Source organism: Streptomyces sp. NPDC000151, from assembly GCF_040301705.1.
Lineage (GTDB): Bacteria > Actinomycetota > Actinomycetes > Streptomycetales > Streptomycetaceae > Streptomyces.
On sequence record NZ_JBEPFC010000160.1, the window covers coordinates 1 to 16,527 of the forward strand.

At 73.4% G+C, this 16,527-nt stretch carries 13 protein-coding genes and 1 pseudogene; 3 read left to right on the plus strand and 11 right to left on the minus strand.

Going from position 1 to position 16,527, the window contains the following annotated elements; translation table 11 throughout:
• The 7 genes and pseudogenes from ABT381_RS30415 to ABT381_RS30445 form a co-directional block, all read right to left on the minus strand.
• Positions 1 to 1,240, minus strand: a pseudogene (locus ABT381_RS30415) (hypothetical protein); the annotation flags it as partial.
• Positions 1,241 to 1,336: 96 nt separating this feature from the next.
• A complete protein-coding gene (locus ABT381_RS30420; protein WP_351599823.1) occupies positions 1,337 to 2,272 on the minus strand; it encodes a hypothetical protein in 936 nt (311 codons plus the stop codon).
• Positions 2,273 to 2,411: 139 nt separating this feature from the next.
• A complete protein-coding gene (locus ABT381_RS30425) occupies positions 2,412 to 3,953 on the minus strand; it encodes a hypothetical protein (RefSeq protein ID WP_351599825.1) in 1,542 nt (513 codons plus the stop codon).
• Positions 3,954 to 4,009: 56 nt separating this feature from the next.
• On the minus strand, positions 4,010 to 4,654 hold the full coding sequence (gene pcp / locus ABT381_RS30430) for a pyroglutamyl-peptidase I (protein ID WP_351599827.1): 645 nt from the start codon (positions 4,652 to 4,654) through the stop codon (positions 4,010 to 4,012).
• A gap of 30 nt (positions 4,655 to 4,684) precedes the next feature.
• Positions 4,685 to 5,653: a DUF979 domain-containing protein gene (locus tag ABT381_RS30435; RefSeq protein ID WP_351599829.1), complete on the minus strand. Its 969-nt coding sequence runs from the start codon at positions 5,651 to 5,653 to the stop codon at positions 4,685 to 4,687.
• Positions 5,650 to 6,357: a DUF969 domain-containing protein gene (locus tag ABT381_RS30440; protein WP_351599831.1), complete on the minus strand. Its 708-nt coding sequence runs from the start codon at positions 6,355 to 6,357 to the stop codon at positions 5,650 to 5,652. The genes ABT381_RS30435 and ABT381_RS30440 overlap by 4 nt, the downstream gene beginning before the upstream one ends.
• A gap of 99 nt (positions 6,358 to 6,456) precedes the next feature.
• Positions 6,457 to 7,134: a GntR family transcriptional regulator gene (locus tag ABT381_RS30445; protein WP_351599845.1), complete on the minus strand. Its 678-nt coding sequence runs from the start codon at positions 7,132 to 7,134 to the stop codon at positions 6,457 to 6,459.
• A 335-nt stretch (positions 7,135 to 7,469) separates the two neighbouring features.
• Here ABT381_RS30445 and ABT381_RS30450 point away from each other — a divergent pair, with 335 nt between their 5' ends.
• Genes ABT381_RS30450 through ABT381_RS30460 form a run of 3 tightly spaced genes read left to right on the plus strand, consistent with a single transcriptional unit; the run spans position 7,470 to position 9,783 of the window.
• Entirely contained in the window at positions 7,470 to 8,234 is a 765-nt protein-coding gene (locus ABT381_RS30450; RefSeq protein WP_351599833.1) for a LamB/YcsF family protein, read from the plus strand.
• 38 nt (positions 8,235 to 8,272) lie between these two features.
• Positions 8,273 to 8,914 (plus strand): 5-oxoprolinase subunit B family protein, encoded by a 642-nt coding sequence (locus ABT381_RS30455; RefSeq protein ID WP_351599847.1) that lies wholly within the window; start codon positions 8,273 to 8,275, stop codon positions 8,912 to 8,914.
• Complete coding sequence (locus ABT381_RS30460) at positions 8,911 to 9,783, plus strand: 5-oxoprolinase subunit C family protein (RefSeq protein ID WP_351599835.1); 873 nt, start codon at positions 8,911 to 8,913, stop codon at positions 9,781 to 9,783. Before ABT381_RS30455 ends, ABT381_RS30460 begins: the two co-directional genes overlap by 4 nt.
• A gap of 134 nt (positions 9,784 to 9,917) precedes the next feature.
• Here the strand turns inward: ABT381_RS30460 and ABT381_RS30465 are convergent, their stop codons facing one another.
• The 4 genes from ABT381_RS30465 to ABT381_RS30480 form a co-directional block, all read right to left on the minus strand.
• Positions 9,918 to 11,288 carry an NAD(P)/FAD-dependent oxidoreductase gene (locus ABT381_RS30465; RefSeq protein WP_351599837.1) on the minus strand — a complete coding sequence of 457 codons (1,371 nt, stop codon included), beginning with the start codon at positions 11,286 to 11,288 and terminating at the stop codon, positions 9,918 to 9,920.
• 15 nt (positions 11,289 to 11,303) lie between these two features.
• Positions 11,304 to 11,888 carry a cupin domain-containing protein gene (locus ABT381_RS30470; protein ID WP_351599839.1) on the minus strand — a complete coding sequence of 195 codons (585 nt, stop codon included), beginning with the start codon at positions 11,886 to 11,888 and terminating at the stop codon, positions 11,304 to 11,306.
• Positions 11,889 to 11,973: 85 nt separating this feature from the next.
• The gene (locus ABT381_RS30475) at positions 11,974 to 15,579 is read right to left on the minus strand and encodes a hydantoinase B/oxoprolinase family protein (RefSeq protein ID WP_351599841.1); all 3,606 of its coding nucleotides are present in this window, start codon (positions 15,577 to 15,579) and stop codon (positions 11,974 to 11,976) included.
• 189 nt (positions 15,580 to 15,768) lie between these two features.
• A partial coding sequence (locus ABT381_RS30480; RefSeq protein ID WP_351599843.1) for a glycosyltransferase occupies positions 15,769 to 16,527 on the minus strand: 759 nt, incomplete at its 5' end.

The window sequence follows — 16,527 nt, forward strand, 5'->3', positions numbered from 1 at the left end:
GCCGCAGTACGGTCTCGGCGGCCTGCCAGGCGGAGTGCAGCGTGCGGGCGTCGTTCAGCTCGCGGCGCTGGGCGGCCGCGCCCTTCTCGGCGGCGGCCAGCGCGAGGGAGGCGTGCCGGTAGGCGAGCTCGGCGGAGATGAGCGAGCGGCGCTCGCGGCCGGACTCGGCCTCGGTGACGGCGTGGGAGGCGGCGGCGACCTGCTCGGCCAGTTCGGCGGTGCGGCCGCGCTCCTCGGTGGCGCGGGCGTGCAGCCGCTGCGCGAGGTGGCGCGTGCGGCGCTCGGCCCCGGCGTGCACCTCCCGTGCGCGCTCCCGGTGTTCGGCGTTCTCGGCGATCTTCGAGAGGAGGTCGAGGGAGCCGGCGGTGAAGTCGCGCTCGGCGGTCAGCTCGGCGCGGCGGCCGAGCTTGTGCGCGAAGCCGTGCACGAGGTCGGCGAGGCCGTCGGTGTCGCGGGTGTCGGTGACCGCGCGCAGCAGCAGGTCGGTGAAGTCGGAGTCGTTCTTGACCGCGAAGAGGCCGGCCGCCTCGCCCTCGTCGGCGTTCATCTCGCGCTGGTACCGGAACAGTTCGGGGTCCAGGCCCAGCTCGCCCAGGTGTTCGTTCCAGCGCTCGTGGATCTCGACCCAGGCCACGTCGAGGTTGGGGTAGTTCTTGCCGGCCTCGGTGAGGGCGTCGCGGAAGCCCTTCATCGTGCGGCGGCGGCCCTGGGCACCGGAGGCGCCCTCGACGATCGGGCGGACGGCGGTGGACTCGGCCACAGGGAGCGAGTCCAGACTCATCCCCGGGCCGGGTCGGAAGCTGTACCACGCCTCGGCGAACTTCCGCGGGTCGTTGGAGACCTGGCGGCCGCGCCACTCGCTGACCTTGCCGACCACGACGGTCTCGCCGGTGAGCGTGTGCTGCCACTCCAGCGCGACGTGGCCGCAGTCGTCGGCGAGCAGGAACTTGCGCAGCACACCGGAGCTGGCGCCGCCGAGGGTGTTGCGGTGGCCGGGCAGCATGACCGAGAAGATCAGCTTGAGCAGGACGGACTTGCCGCCGCCGTTCTCCAGGAAGAGCACGCCGGCGGGGGCCGGGCGGCGCGGCGGGCCGACCGGCTCCTCCTCGAAGAAGTCCGCCTGCGCCGGGGCCGGCCGGGGCACCGGCTCACCGACTCCGCGCAGGTCCAGGACCGTGTCGGCGTAGCGCGCACCGGCGGGCCCGATGGAGTAGAGGCGAACCCGGGACAGCTCGTACATAGCGGCGGACTCTCGTTGTCGTGACGGTGGTCGGTGGGTGGCCGGCGCTGGGGGCCGGCCCTCGGTCGTGGGGTGCTCGCGGCGTACGGGGACGGGTCAGCCCGAGTGGAAGGGCAGTCCCGCGTCGGCGACCAGGTCCAGGTCGTCGGTGTCCTCGGCGGGCAGCAGCGAGGCGCTGCCGTCCGCTATGGGGACCACGCCCAGCTCCAGCAGCTCGGCCATGGCGGCCGTACCCGCCATGTCGCGCACCTGGAGCTGATACCGGGCGGTGGTGCGGTACGCGCCTCCGGCGTCGTCCCCCGTGCGCTGCAGGAACCCGGAGTCGACGAGGAAGGAGACGGCCTTGGCGATGATGCCCGTGGTCGAACCGGCCAGCCGCCGGGCGTCCTTCGTGGCGCCCGTCGAGCTGCGCCGGGCGTAGACCCGCCAGGACGCCTCCAGGCCGGGCGCGCCGCTGGTGGGGTCGGTGTTCTCGCCGGCCTCGGCGGCGCGCTCCTCCAGGCGGCGGCACGCCTGGCGGACGAACGCGTCCACGCCGTTGACGGTGATGCGGCCGATGTAGCCGTCGTCGGCGAGGTCCTCGGGGCGCGGGAAGGCCATCGCGGCGACGGCCAGGTGCGCGAGACCGTGCAGGAAGCGGTCGCCCGCGTCCGTGGAGGCGCGGCGGGCGTAGTCGCCCATGCGGACCGCGAAGACGGAGTCCTCGGCGGCCGTGACGGCCATTCCGGCGCGGGTGGAGACCTCCAGGACGACCAGGCCGAGCCCGGAGGCGACGGCGTCGGCGAGCCGCGCGAACGCGGGCTCGTCCCGATAGCGCCGCAGCAGCTCGCCGTACTCGACGTCGCGGGCGGGCAGCAGCTTGGGCTGGAGGCCGAAGGAGACCAGGCGGGCGGCGTCCGCCGCGTCGGCGGGGGTGACCGGCGCGGGGCCCTTGGCGGACGGCTCCGCCTCGGCTGCGGGCAGGCCCCAGCCGTCGCCCGCGGCGGCCGTCGGGTCCGGCCGCGCGGCGTCGTCGGCGTCGTACTCGGTCACGAATCAGGCTCCTTGCGGCTCACGGTCTCAACTCTGGTGCGCCCCTGCGCGGGCCCCGCCGCGGCGGGCCCTTCGGGGCGGGCGGCGTCCACGGCTCCGACGGCCCCTTTGAGGCGGGCGGCGTCCACGGCTCCCGGCATCACGCCACCTCCGACCGCTCGGCCGCCATGCCGGCCGCGTCCAGCAGGGCGGTGCCCACGATCAGGTCGGCGCCGCCGAACTCCGGGTCGACCAGCTCCGTACCGTCGTCCACGGCGAACAGCAGCTGCCCCTCGCCCTGGCGGTAGGCCGTGCCGACCGGCGGGCTGGCGGCGTGCACGGCCATCAGCGCGACCAGGTACGGCAGTTCGGGGTCCTGGCGGCGCGCTTCGGCGAGCAGTCCGGAGAGCCTGCGCGGCGCGTCCGCGGGCAGCGTGAGCAGCGCGGTCGCGGCGTCCAGCTGCTCCTCGCTGAACCGGCTGTCGTCGGGCGTGGCGATCAGATCGGGCTCGGGCATCTCGGCGCCCAGGTGCTCGCGCTCCTGGGGCGGGGTGAGCAGCATCTCGACCAGGTCGCCGACCCGGACGGCGGTGGGCGTGCGCAGGCCGGTGCCCTTGGCGAAGAAGGCGTCGGTGACGCGGGTGGACTGCTCGACGGGCAGCGGCAGTACGGGGGCGACGAGCTGGCCGTACAGGTCGAGTCCGGCGTGCGCGGCGGGCGGCGCGAACGCCTGCCGGTCCTGCTCGGCGCGGAAGAGCGGGCCCGCTTCCAGGAGGCGGGACTGCAGCTGGGTGTGGCGGCGGATGCAGTCCTTGACGATGTCGACGAGCTCGGCGGCGCGGCGCTTGTGCTCGCCCATCTTCGGATCCCCGCCGGCCTCGGCCTCGTCCCGGACGCGGCGGATGTTGGTCAGGATCGCGTTCTCGTGGCGGTACCGGTCCGCGACGTGGTCGAGCGCCTCGGTGATCATGTCGGGGACGGCGCGCAGCCAGTCGACCGCGCGGACGTTGCGCCGGGTGGCGTCGAGGGTCCTGCGGAGCGTTTCGGCGTACTGCACCGTGCGGTACCGCGCCTGCTCGGCGGCGAGCTGGGCGTCGGCGAGGCGGCCGCGGCTGATGAGCACCTCGAGCTTGACCTCGGCGGCGATCTGGGCGCTGGTGACGTCCGTGTCCAGCGCGCCCACCAGGACGTTGACCGCTTCGTCGGTGGTACGGAGGTAGACCGTGCCGCCGGGGCCCGGGACCTCCTCGATGAGCTTGAAATCGTAGTCCCTGCGGATGTAGTCGCCCTCGGCGGTGAACGTGCCGTAGACCGCGCGGAAGCCGCGGTCCACGCTGCCGACGTTGATCAGGTTCTCCAGGACCCAGCGGGCGACGCGCTCGTGCTCCGCCGCCGGGCGGCGCGGGGCCTGGGCCGCGATGCGGGGCTGCAGCCTGGCCACTATCTGTTCGTGGTCAGCGCCGGTGTCGAAGTCCATGTGGAGCGTGACCAGGTCGATGGCGGCGAGGGCGACCTCCGCCATGGCATAGACGCCGTACTCCCCCGCGAGGTTGGCCTTGCGCGCGTCGAGGTCGTGCAGCGGGGCCGTGCACGCGAGCGCGCGCAGCCGCCGGGCCAGGCCCTCGTCGGCCGCCGGGCCCGGCGCGGGCCGCGTCACCCCGCTGAACTGGGGCGGAGCGCTCTGGGGGGATGGAGAAGTCACGGTGAACAGATTAGGCCGTCGCACTGACAACGGACGAAACGGCACGGCCTGGCAGGTCAGTGTGTGGCGCCGCCCACAGCCTTGATGTCCTCGGTGCGCTCCGCCGCCGTGATCATGATCACGCGCAGCGCCTGGGCGACGGACGTGACCGGGAGTGACGGCTTGCCCTGGTCGGTGACCTGTCCGGGAGCGTACGGGACGTGCACGAAGCCGCCGCGCACGGCGGGCCGTTCGGTGGCGATGAGGTGCATCAGCCCGTAGAAGACGTGGTTGCAGACGAAGGTGCCGGCGGTCTGCGAGACCGAGGCGGGCAGCCCGGCCTCCCGTACGGCGGCGACGCACGCCTTGACCGGGAGCGTGGCGAAGTACGCGGCGGGGCCGTCCTCGACGACCGGTACGTCGACGGGCTGCGCACCCGAATTGTCGGGAATGCGCGCGTCGTCGACATTGATGGCCACCCGCTCGACGGTGACGTCCGGGCGGCCGCCGGCCTGGCCGACACAGAGGACGACCTCGGGGTCGGCGTCCGCGACGGCCTTACGGAGGGCATCGTTCGCCGCACCGAAGACGCAGGGCAGTTCGGCGGTCGCGATCTCGTAGCCGGGCGGCGGGTCGGCCGCGACGGCTTGGACGGCCTGCCAGGAGGGGTTGACGCGCTCCCCCTCGAAGGGGGCGAATCCGGTCAGAAGTACCCGGGTCATGGAGTGTTACTCGGTTTCGGCAGGTCCGCGTCAGAACGCGAAGACGGACATGATGACGATGTTGCAGCCCAGCAGCGCGACCGCGGTGGGCAGCTGGGCCTTGATCGGACCGTACTGGTCCTTCAGCTCCAGCAGCGCGGCGGGCACCACGTTGAAGTTGGCGGCCATCGGCGTCACGAGCGTGCCGCAGAAGCCGCAGAGCATGCCGATCGCGAGGATCGCCGGGGCGTTGCCGTGCGCCTGCTCGATGAGGACGGGCCAGCCGACGGCGGCGGTCATGACGGGGAAGGCGGCGAAGCCGTTGCCCATGACCACCGTGAACAGGAACATCCCGACGCAGTAGACGACGACAGCGGTGACCACCGAGCCGTGCGGCAGCACCGCCTCGGTGAGGATGCCGACCTGCTTGCCGACGCCGGAGACCGCGAAGATCGTGCCGAGGGTGGCGAGCAGCTGCGGCAGCAGCATCGCCCAGCCCATGGACTCCAGCATCGAGCGGCCCGCGTGCAGCGGCGCCGCGGCCTTCTTCTCGCGCAGCATGACCATGGCGAGAACGAGCGCCACGATGGCGCCGATGCCGAGCCCGAGGATGGTCTCGCTGCCCTCCTGGAGGAGCGGCGCGCCCCCGAGGGAGAGCTTGGGGACGAGGACGGCGCAGACCAGGGCGACGGCGGGAATGGTCAGGGCGGGGATGAACAGCTTGCTGCCGTGCCTACGGGCGCTCGCCTGCCGTTCCTCCGTGGTCGTCGTCCGGGGCTTGCCGCGCCCGGTGAACCCGAAGGCGGCCAGGCAGATCATCACGAGGACCGCGACGCCGAGCGGCTCGGCGGGTGCCGACTTGTCGACGACCCAGGAGCTGTAGACGAAGCCGGCGCCGAGCAGGCCCCAGAAGGCCGCCGTGCCGAAGCGCTTCGGGTTGCTGCGGTCGGCGGCCATCTGTACGGCCATCACCAGGAAGAGCGCGCCGACCAGCCAGTAGAACCACTCTGCCTTGATCACTTCGTGGCCTCCTGGGGGGCGGGTTCGACGCGGGCGCCGAGCAGTTCGCGCTCCAGCGTGCGGTCCATGCGCAGCAGCCGGCCGCCGTGGATGAGCAGCGCGCACAGCCCCGTCGGGATGGCCCAGAGGGCGAGCTGCAGCGGTTCGAGGTGGGTGTGGTACGTCGAGTTGGCGAAGCCGGTGATCAGGAGGATCGAGCCGACGGCGAGGAAGACGTCCTCGCCGAAGAAGAGCCCGACGTTGTCCGCGCTGGCGGTGAAGGACCGGATCTTCTCGCGGGTTTTGTCCGGCAGCGCTCCGTAGCGGCGTTCCGCCGCGCCCTCGGCCATCGGGGCGGCGAGCGGGCGCACCGTCTGGGCGGGCCCGAAGAGGTCCTTCAGGCCGAGCGCGGCGAAGCACTGGCGCAGCACGAGGTAGAGCGTGAGGAAGCGTCCGGTGGTGAGCTTCGCGAAGCGTGCGATGAGGTTGCGCGCCTGCTCCTGGAGGCCGTGGCGCTCCAGGAGGCCGATGACCGGCAGCGTGATGACGAAGATCGTCACCGCCCGGCTGGAGGCGAAGCCGTCACCGAAGGCGGCGAGCACCTTCTGCGGCGACAGGCCGCCGAGGAATCCGGTGGCGATGCCCGCCACCCCCACCACCAGCAGGGGATTGCGGCGCGTGGCGAATCCGATGATCACCACGAGAACGCCCAGAAGAACGATCACGGGACCGCCTTTCGCACGCAGAAACCCACGGGTCTCGTGGGGATGTGCCAGGACGGTAGAGGATCGTTCTACGATCCGACAATAGGCGGGTGATTCTCGTTACCTGCCGGAAACTTGCGTGGCGACCTGCTGGGCGTAGGCACTTGACAGCTGAGCCCGGGAATCGTCCAGGTAGGACGCGAGCAGCCGCTCCGCCTGGACCACGTCGCCGCCCTGCAGCGCTTCGAGGATCTGGCGGTTCCGCGTGAGATACGGCTCGTGGAAGCGGCGCGGGTCGTCCATTACGTGGAACACCAGCCGCAGCTCCGCGAGGACGCCGCGCATCAGCTCGTCCGTGCGCGGACTGCCGGCCAGCGCGACCAGCGCCTGGTGGAAGCGGATGTTGGCCGTCGACAGGTCCTGCCAGGACCGCTCCAGCGCGGCCCGCTCCCCCGCCACCACGGCCGCCTCGACCTGGTCCAGAGCGTACGGCGGCTCGCCCAGGCCGCGGACCACGGCGCACTCGATCATCCCGCGCACCCGGTAGATGTCGGCGAGGTCGTCCACCGCGACCACCCGCACGAAGACGCCGCGGTTCAGCTCGTGCACCAGCAGCCGCTCGTGCGTGAGCAGCCGGAACGCCTCCCGCAGCGTGTTCCGCGACACCCCCAGCGCGCCGCCGATGGAGTCCTCCGACAGCCGCGCTCCGGGCGGGAAGAACCCCTCCGCGATGCGGTCGCGCAGTATGTCCGCGACCCGCTCGGCGGTACTCGTCCGCCCCAGCAGCGCCCGGTCCATCGCCAGCCCGGCCGGCTCCTCCACGAGCCGCCGGTCGATCCCCTTCGCCACCTCGCGCCTCACTTTCGTCCCCCTGGTCACCGTGACCGCGTACGGCGGCCGCGCGGCCGCCCACAAGGGCACGCAGTCAATCCCAGATCGGCGAACAAGACAACAACCCTCTTGTCCTATCGTTCAACAATCCTCTAGCTTGATGCGGTAACCGGTCGGCCCGAGCGCCCCAGGAGGACAGCCGCTACGGAAACGGGCCGGCCGGCTCTGCCTTGCCCTGCCCACGTCCGGCTCTGCCGGCATCAGAAACGTCGGCCCCGCCGGCCCTGTTGGAAGGGACGCACATGACGGACCCGGTGATCGACCTCAACGCCGACCTCGGTGAAGGGTTCGGACGGTGGCAGCTCACCGATGACGACAGTCTGCTCTCCGTCGTCACCAGCGCCAACGTCGCGTGCGGCTTCCACGCGGGCGACCCCTCGACGATGCGCAGGGTCTGCGAGACGGCCGCCGAGCGCGGCGTCCGCATCGGCGCCCAGGTCTCCTACCGCGACCTCGCCGGCTTCGGCCGCCGCGCCATGGACGTCCCCCCGGACGAACTCGCCGACGAGATCGCGTACCAGATCGGCGCCCTGGAGGTCTTCGCACGCGCCGCCGGTTCCCGCGTCTCCTACGTGAAGCCGCACGGCGCGCTGTACAACCGTGCCGTCCACGACGCCGAGCAGGCCGGCGCCGTCGTCACCGGCATCCGGCGTGCGGCCGGCCCGCTGCCCGTACTCGGGCTCCCCGGCTCGCAGTTGCACGCGGCGGCGCGCGCCGCCGGGCTGCCCGCCGTCACCGAGGCGTTCGCCGACCGCGCCTACACGGCCGCCGGCACCCTGGTCCCGCGCCGGGAGCCCGGCGCGGTCGTCCACGACCCGGACGCCGTCGTCAAGCGCTCCCTCGGCCTCGCCCGCGACCACGCCGTCACCTCCCTCGACGGCGAGCGCGTGGAGGTCGACGTGCAGTCGCTGTGCCTGCACGGCGACACCCCGGGCGCCGCGGACCTCGCACGGCGCGTACGCGACGAACTGACGGCGGCCGGCGTCCGCGTGGCGGCGTTCGCATGACCGCACTCCCGGCCTCCGCCGAGGAGCGCGGCCTTCGTATGCGCACGCTGCCCGTGGGCGATCACGGCCTGCTCGTCGAACTCGACAGCGGCGCGGCCGTCGAAGCGCTCCACGCCGAACTGCTGCGCCGCGCCGCGGCCGGCCGACTGCCCGCCACCCGCGAGATCGTCCCCGCGGCGCGCACCGTACTGATCGACGGGCTCGCCGCACCGGAGCGGTTCGCGGCCGAGCTGGCCGGCTGGGACGTCCCGCCGGCCACCCGCTCCGGTGCGCAGACCCTCGAAGTGCCCGTCCGCTACGACGGCCCCGACCTCGCCGACGTCGCCGAACTATGGGGCGTCACCCCGGAAGAGGTCGTACGGATCCACTCCGGTACCGAATTCCGCGTCGCCTTCTGCGGCTTCGCGCCCGGCTTCGGCTACCTCACCGGCCTGCCCGAGCGCTATCACGTGCCGCGCCGCGCCACCCCGAGGACTCGCCTCCCGGTCGGCTCGGTCGCCCTCGCGGGCCCGTACACGGGCGTGTACCCGCGCTCCTCCCCCGGCGGCTGGCAGCTGCTGGGCACCACGGACACCGTGCTGTGGGACGCCTCCCGGGAGCCGGCGGCACTGTTCGCACCGGGCACCCTCGTACGCTTCGTCCCGCAGCCGTTCGACCCGCACCCGGAGGCGGCCCAGTGACCGACCGCGCATTCGCCGTCGTACGCGCCGGAGCACTGACCACCGTCCAGGACCTCGGCCGCGCCGGCCACGCCCACCTGGGCGTCCCGCGCTCCGGCGCGCTCGACGCGAACGCCCACCGCCTGGCCAACCGCCTCGTCGGCAACGCCCCCGAAGCGGCCACCCTGGAGACCACCGTCACCGGGTGCGCGGTACGGATGCGCAGCGCCGTCACCGTAGCCGTCACGGGCGCGCCCTGCCCGGTGACCGTCGACGGCCGCCCCGCCGCCTGGGGCGCCCCGGTGCACGTACCCGCCGACGCCGTCCTGGAGGTGGGCACCGCCACCTACGGGCTGCGCAGTTACCTGGCCTTCGCGGGCGGCATCGCGGCCGAGCCGGTACTCGGCAGCCGCGCCACCGACCTCCTCTCGGGGCTCGGCCCCGACCCGCTCACCGACGGCGCCGTGCTGCCGCTCGGCACACCGGGCGCGCCGGTGCCCGCTGCGGACGCGGTCCCGCACACCGGTCCGGCACGCGAACTGGTCCTGCCCGTCCGCCTCGGGCCGCGCCACGACTGGTTCACGGCCGCGGGGCTGCACACCCTCCTGACCGGCGTCTGGCGGGTGTCGTCCGCGAGCAACCGCATCGGACTGCGCACCGAGGGGCCGTCCCTGGAGCGCGCTCGGGACGGCGAACTCCCCAGCGAGGGCATGGCCCTGGGCGCCGTCCAGGTCCCCCCGAACGGCCTCCCGGTACTCTTCCTCGCCGACCACCCGACGACCGGCGGCTACCCGGTCATCGGCGTCGTACGAGAGTCCGCACTGCCCGCCGCCGCCCAGGCCGCACCGGGCACCCCGGTGCGCTTCGTACGGGCCCACAGCGGCGCCTGAGGGCCTTTCTCCGACCGGTCGTCCTACTCCTCGGCCGTGCGCGCCGAAACGAGGCGAACCCCGCGCGGCGTGCGGTGCGGCTGTTGCTTTCGGGGGCGGCGGATCTGGCGGGCTGCGAAGTGGTGGGGTGCATGTCAGCGTCCCGAGATGCGGTCGGCGATCCTGGCGATCGGGGCGGTGGTGGTGCGGCGCGCGGCCTCGCTGCGGTCCGCCGCTCGGTAGGCGGCGTACATGCCGTGCACGCCGAGCCAGCGGGCAGGCTCCGGCTCCCAGCCGCGGGTCCGGTGCCCCGTCCACGGCAGCCGGGTCAGCTCGGTGTCCCGTTCCAGTACGAGGTCGCGCAGGGTGCGGCCGGCCAGGTTGGTCGCCGCGACGCCGTGCCCTACGTAGCCGCCGGCCCAGCCCAGCCCGGTATTCGGGTCGAAGGACACCGACGCGCACCAGTCGCGCGGCACCGCGAGTACGCCCGACCAGGCGTGGTCGATCCGCGCACCGGCGGTCGCGGGCAGCAGGCGAGCCAGGGTGTCGCGCAGCGCCCGTACCGTCTTCGGGCTGGTCCGGCCGTCCCGGTCCACGCGGGACCCGAAGCGGTACGGGACGCCGCGCCCGCCGATCGCGATGCGGCCGTCCGCCGTGCGCTGCGCATACGTGTAGGCGTGCGTGAGGTCGCTGAGCAGTTCGTGCCCGTCCCAGCCAATGGCCTTCCACGCCTCTTCGGGCAGCGGTTCGGTGACCACCATGGAGGAGTTCATCGGCAGCCAGGTGCGACGCTCTCCGTAGAGGTCGCTGGTGAACCCCTCGGTGGCCCGGAGGACGCGGCGGGCCCGCACCGTCCCGAAGGGCGTCTCGGCGCGCCCCGGTGCGATGCGGGTGACGGGCGTGGACTCGTGGATCGTCACCCCGAGGGCCGCGACCGCCCGGGCGAGGCCCTGCACCAGCTTGGCGGGGTGGACACGGGCGCAGTGCGGGTTGTGCACGCCGCCCAGCGCGCCGGCCACGTCCACCCGGTCGCGCACCTCGCGCCCCGAGAGCAGGACCTCGTCCTCGTTGCCCCAGTGCCGGGACTTCTCGTGTGCGGCGCGCAGCCGCGGCAACTGGGCGGGCCGGTGGGCCACGCTCAGATAGCCGCTCTTGACCATGTCGGCGTCGATGCCCTCGTCCCCGGCCACCGCGATGACCTCGTCCACCGTGGCGTTCATCGCCCGCTGCAGCTCCCGTACGGACTGCGGCCCGCGCTCCCGTGCGTACACCGCGGGGGAACCCGCGATCTTGCCGCTGAGCCAGCCGGCGTTGCGGCCCGAGGCTCCGTAGCCCGCGAACTCCCGCTCCAGTACGACGATGTGCAGGCCCGGGTCGGCCTTCTTGAGGTAGTACGCGGTCCACAGTCCGGTGAAGCCGGCGCCGACGATGCACACGTCGGCGACGACCGGGCCGTCCAGGGGGTCGCGCCGGCTGGGAATGCCGGTCTGCCGGTACCAGAAGGAGATGTTGCCGTTCAACGTCATCGCGACCTCCGTCGCTCAGTAGCTGGGCGGGCTGATCACCCACAGGACCCTGGCGCCGGCGCCGCCGGTCTCCACGAGCTTGTGGGGGACGGCACTGCTGTGCCGGATGCTGTCGCCGGTCCCGAGGGAGAAGCGCTCGCCCTCCAGGTGGAGTTCGACCTCGCCCGCCAGCACGTACAGGAACTCCTCCGAGTCGCCGTGCGTGTAGGGCCGGTCGCCGGTCGACCCGCCGGGCTCGAACTCGCCGAGGAACGCCTCCAGGTGGTGCTGCGGGCCCGGGGTGAGCCGGAACTTGCGCCCCAGCACCCCGAAGGTCAGGCTCGGCGCCGCGGCCGCCTTCAGGACGCGCGGTCCGGTCGCGTAGTCCGCGGCGAAGAGATCGCCCATCTTCAGGCCGAGCGCGGCGGCGATCTGCTGGAGCGTGGCGATGCTCGGGTTGGCGATGGAGCGTTCGACCTGGCTGAGGTACCCCTCGCTGATCCCGGCGGCGTCGGCGACGGCCCGCAGGGTCCGCCGCCGAGCGCGCCGCAGGGCACGGAGCCGGTGACCTACGGGAACGTCGTCGGGCTCGTGCCGCTCGTCGGCGGTCTCGTGTGCCATGCCCGGGAACCTAAGACCCACCGGCCTCCGGGACAAGACTTCTTACACAGCGACTCAGAAGACTTAACTGCCGGGCCGCGCGCGGCTACGAGCGCCGTGGCGGCCCGTATCCGCCCCCGCCCGGCGTGCGGAGCACCAGCACGTCGTCCGCGCCCACCTCGGCCACGTCGCACCCCTCCAGCCGCTCCGTGCCGCCCTCCGCGCGCTCCACGCGGTTCTCGCCCGGTGCGCCCGGCCCGCCGCCCGCCATGCCGTACGGCGGCACCCTGCGGTGCCCCGTCAGCAGCGCCACCGTCATCGGCTCCAGGAAGCGGATCCGGCGGGTGACGCCGCAGCCGCCGTGCCACCGACCTGGGCCGCCGCTGCCCTCCCGTACAGAGAAGTCCTCCACCCGTACCGGGTAGCGCCACTCCAGCACTTCAGGGTCGGTGAGGCGGGAATTGGTCATGTGGGTCTGCACGGCGTCGGCGCCGTGGAAGCCGTCGCCCGCGCCCGAGCCGCTGGCGACCGTCTCGTAGTACTGCACGCGGTCGTTCCCGAAGGTGACGTTGTTCATCGTGCCCGCCCCCTCGGCCTGGACGCCCAGCGCCCCGTAGAGCGCGCCGGTGACCGCCTGGGAGGTCTCCACGTTCCCGGCGACGGTGGCGGCCGGGAAGACCGGCGCGAGCATCGAGCCCTCCGGGATGCGCACCTCCAAGGGCTTCAGGCAGCCGCTGTTGAGCGGGATGTCCTCGGCGACCAGGGTGCGGAAGACGTACAGGACGGCGGCCATCACCACGGAGCTGGGCGCGTTGGCGTTATCGGGCTGCTGGGGCGAGGTACCGGCGAAGTCGAGCACCGCGGAGCGCGCCTCCCGGTCCACGGTCAGCGCGACCCGGATCTCCGCGCCGCTGTCGGTCTCGTACCGGAAGGAGCCGTCGGCGAGCCCGGCGATGATCCGGCGCACCGACTCCTCGGCGTTGTCCTGCACGTGGCCCATGTAGGCGCGCACCACCTCGAGACCGAACTGCCCGATCATCTTGTGCAGTTCCCTGATGCCCTTCTCGTTGGCGGCGATCTGCGCCCGGAGGTCGGCGATGTTGGCGTCCGGGGAGCGCGAGGGGTACGGCTCTTCGGTGAGCAGCCGTCGCGTCTCCTCTTCGCGCAGCCGGCCGTCCCGTACGAGCAGCCAGTTGTCGAAGAGGACGCCCTCCTCCTGGATCGTGCGGCTGAAGGCGGGCATGGAGCCGGGCGTGATGCCGCCGATCTCGGCGTGGTGGCCGCGGGAGGCCACCAGGAAGAGCAGCTCTTCTTCCTGCTCGTCGAAGACCGGGGTGACGACCGTGACATCGGGGAGGTGCGTTCCTCCGTGGTACGGATCGTTGATCGCGTACACGTCGCCGGGGCGCATGTCGTCCCGGCGGCGGCGCAGCACTTCCTTGATGGACTCGCCCATCGAGCCCAGGTGGACGGGGATGTGCGGCGCGTTGGCGATCAGATTGCCGGCGGCGTCGAAGAGCGCGCAGGAGAAGTCCAGCCGCTCCTTGATGTTCACGGAGTGCGCGGTGTGTTCGAGCCGTACGCCCATCTGCTCGGCGATGGCCATGAAGAGGCTGTTGAAGACCTCCAGCATGACCGGGTCGGCGGCGGTACCGACGGCCGTGCGCTCCGGACGCGCCTCGACCCGGGTGAGCAGCAGGTGCCCGTGGTCGCCGGCGGCCGCCTGCCAGCCGGGGTCCACGACGGTCGTCGCGTCGTCCTCGACGACGATCGCTGGCCCGGTCACGGCGTCACCGGGCCGCAGGTCCTCCCGGCGGTACAGCCGGGTCTCCTGGCGCCTCCCCGCGACGAACATCCGTACCGTGTCCAGCGGCCACAGCTCGCCCTCCCGCTCGGCGGCGAGGCTGCGGTGCCCGGAAGTGCCGCCGGCCGCGCCGACGGCCTCCACGGAGGCCGCCTCGGCGATCAGCGGCTTGTCCATGGTGAAGGCGTACCGGGCACGGTGGACGCGCGCGAACTCGGCGGCCATGTCGTCCGCGCCGGCCAGCGGCACGGGGATGCCCGCGTCGGTGCCCGCGTACCGGAGGACGACGCGGGCCCGGGTGGTGATGCTCTCCTCGGGCACGCCGTCGGCGCGAAGCTCCTCACGGGTGCGCGCCGCGAGGTCGTCACAGGTCGCGCGGACGCGGTCCATGGTGTCGGCCGTCAGCTCGGTCTCGATGGACTGCTCGCGCATCGCGGTGGCGTCGGCGACCCCGATCCCGTACGCGGAGAGCACGCCGGCCAGCGGCGGCACGATCACGGTACCGATGCCGAGCGCGTCGGCGACCGCGCAGGCGTGCTGGCCGCCCGCGCCGCCGAAGCTGGTGAGCGCGTACCGGGTGACGTCGTGGCCGCGCTGCACGGAGATCTTCTTGACCGCGTTGGCCATGTTCAGCACGGCGATGTCCAGGAACCCGGCGGCGGCCTCCTCCGGGCCGCGCCGGTCGCCCACCGCCCGCTCCGCCTCCCGCGCGAGCGCTTCGAAGCGCGCACGCACCTCCTCCGGGTCCAGCGGCTGGTCACCGTGCGGCCCGAACACCGCGGGGAAGTGCGCGGGCTGGATGCGGCCGAGCATGACGTTGGCGTCGGTGACGGTGAGCGGGCCGCCGCGGCGGTAACAGGCGGGCCCTGGGACGGCGCCCGCGGAGTCGGGTCCCACCCGGTAGCGGCGGCCGTCGAAGTGCAGGACGGAGCCGCCGCCTGCCGCGACCGTGTGGATGTTCATCATGGGCGCGCGCATCCGTACGCCCGCGACCTCGCTGCCGAAGACGCGCTCGAACTCGCCCGCATAGTGCGACACATCGGTGGACGTGCCGCCCATGTCGAAGCCGATCACCTTGTCGTGCCCGGCCTCGGCGGCGGAGCGGACCATGCCCACGACGCCACCGGCCGGCCCGGAGAGCACCGCGTCCTTCCCCCTGAAGTGCTCCGCCTGCCGCAGCCCTCCATTGGACTGCATGAACATCAGCCGGATACCGGGGAGTTGCGCGGCGACCTCCTCCACGTAGCGCCGCAGGATCGGCGACAGGTAGGCGTCCACCACGGTGGTGTCACCGCGCGGTACGAGCTTCATCAGCGGGCTCACCTCGTGCGAGCAGCTGACCTGCGTGAATCCCGCGTCCGTCGCCAGCTCGGCGAGCTGCTTCTCGTGGGCGGGGTGGCGGTAGCCGTGCAGCAGCACGACGGCGGCGCTGCGGAAGCCCGCTTCGTACGCGGCGGCCAGCGCTTCCCGGGCCGCGTCCGCGTCGAGGGGCGTGACCGTCTCCCCGTGCGCGTCCACCCGCTCCGGTACCTCGATCACCCGGTCGTACAGCGCGTCCGGCAGCACGATGTGCCGGTCGAAGAGCCGGGGCCGGTTCTGGTACGCGATGCGCAGCGCGTCTCTGAAGCCGCGCGTGGTGACGAGCACGGTGGGCTCGCCCTTGCGCTCCAGGAGGGCGTTGGTGGCCACGGTGGTGCCCATCTTGACGACGGCCACCCGCTCGGCCGGGACCGGCTCCCCGGGACCCAGCCCCAGCACCTCACGGACCCCGGCGACGGCCGCGTCGTCGTACCGCTCGGGGTGGTGCGAGAGCAGCTTCCGGGTGACCAGCGCGCCGTCCGGCCGCCGCGCCACCACATCGGTGAAGGTCCCGCCCCGGTCGATCCAGAACTCCCAGCGTCCCGTCATGCGGCCATTGTGACAACGGACCGGCGAGCGGGGCGGCGGCGTGGGCCGTGCGGAAGGCGTGGACCGCGGTGTGCCGGCCGAAGTGCTCGGCGCGGCGGCGGGCCGCACCCGTGTCCCGGTGGCGCGCCGTCCCCGTGCGCGCTGTACCGCTGTGCTCCGTACCGTCGCGCCTCATGCCGCTCACGCCGCTCACGCCGCCACCGCCTCCCGTTGTCCCAGTACGTCCTCGTAGTGCGCCAGCAGCCGGTCGCCGACCGCCTCCCAGGTGCGGTCCGCGACCGCCGCCCGGCCCGCCGCCCCGTAGGCGGCGCGCAGCTTCGGACTGCCGGCGAGCACCTGCACCGCGTCCCGTACCGCGGCGGCGTCACCGGGTGGTACGAGCAGTCCGGTGCGCCCATGGGCCACCAGGTCCAGCGGGCCGCCCGCCGCGGGCGCCACCACCGGCACCCCGCTGGCCATCGCCTCCTGCACGGTCTGGCCGAAGGTCTCGTACGGCCCGGTGTGCACAAAGACATCCAGGGTGGCGAAGAGCCGGGCCAGTTCGTCCCCGGTACGGCGGCCGAGGAAGCGCGCCTCGGGGAGCGCCGCGCGCAGCCCCGGGGCGCTCGGCCCGTCACCGATCACCACGGTCCGCACCCCCGGGAGCCGCGCCGCCTCCCGGAGCAGCCCGACCTCCTTCTCCGGGGCGAGCCGCCCGATGTATCCGATCAGCACCTCGCGCCCGGCGGCCAGCGAGCTGTGCAGCACCTCGTCGCGGCGGGCCGGGTGGAAGCGCATGGAGTCCACCCCGCGCGGCCACAGGCGCACCCGGGGCACGCCCTGTGCGGCCAGCTCCCGGGCGGCGGCGGTGGAGGGGGCGAGGGTGCGGTCCGCCGCGGTGTGCACGGCGCGCAGCCGCCGCCAGGCCGCCCCCGTGCCGGCGCCCAGGTACGTGCGGGCGTAGCGGCC

Coding starts and splice junctions, on each gene's coding strand:
- ABT381_RS30450 (WP_351599833.1), top strand. CDS start 7,470: ATGACGGACCCGGTGATCGACCTCAACGCCGACCTCGGTGAAGGGTTC.
- ABT381_RS30475 (WP_351599841.1), bottom strand. CDS start 15,579: ATGACGGGACGCTGGGAGTTCTGGATCGACCGGGGCGGGACCTTCACC.
- ABT381_RS30465 (WP_351599837.1), bottom strand. CDS start 11,288: ATGACGTTGAACGGCAACATCTCCTTCTGGTACCGGCAGACCGGCATT.
- ABT381_RS30455 (WP_351599847.1), top strand. CDS start 8,273: ATGCGCACGCTGCCCGTGGGCGATCACGGCCTGCTCGTCGAACTCGAC.
- ABT381_RS30445 (WP_351599845.1), bottom strand. CDS start 7,134: ATGGACCGGGCGCTGCTGGGGCGGACGAGTACCGCCGAGCGGGTCGCG.
- pcp (WP_351599827.1), bottom strand. CDS start 4,654: ATGACCCGGGTACTTCTGACCGGATTCGCCCCCTTCGAGGGGGAGCGC.
- ABT381_RS30470 (WP_351599839.1), bottom strand. CDS start 11,888: ATGGCACACGAGACCGCCGACGAGCGGCACGAGCCCGACGACGTTCCC.